The following is a 606-nucleotide window of genomic DNA, read 5'->3' on the forward strand; positions in this document are numbered from 1 at the left end:
GATTGAACGTATGCGCCAAGTACGTGGCGGTGAAACGCCGGTGTTCATCTCGAACTATCACTTTGATACTACTGCGGGGCATATTGAGCTCAACGGCGGTAAGGCTATCAACGTTGTGACGGAAGAAGCGTTCGATACCACGACGCCTTACGATTGGAAAGGTAACTTCGACCTCAACAAACTGGTAGAAACGATTGAAGAGCATGGCTCGAAGAACATCTGTGCCATCATCACGACAGTGACGTGTAACAGCTCGGGTGGGCAACCGGTATCGATGGAAAACATGCGCAGCGTGTACGAAATTGCCACCAAATACGATATCCCAGTGGTGATTGACTCGGCTCGCTATTGTGAGAATGCTTATTTCATCAAACAGCGTGAAGAAGGCTACGCTGACAAGTCGATTTTGGAAATCATTCGTGAAATGTATCAATACGGCGATATGCTCACGATGTCTGCCAAGAAAGATCCAATGGTGAACATTGGTGGCATGTGTTGTATTCGTGATCATCAAGAGTTGTTCCAAGCGGTGCAAACGCGCTGCGTTCCTATGGAAGGTTTTGTCACTTATGGCGGCATGGCTGGGCGCGATATGGAGGCTTTAGC

1 protein-coding gene is annotated in these 606 nt (G+C 48.5%); it reads left to right on the plus strand.

The genetic code is table 11. The features are described 5' to 3' along the window. Positions 1–606 (plus strand): tryptophanase (locus R7Z77_RS26755; RefSeq protein WP_318137225.1); only part of this gene is annotated, 606 nt, incomplete at both ends.

It is taken from the genome of Vibrio sp. 1401 (genome assembly GCF_033340295.1).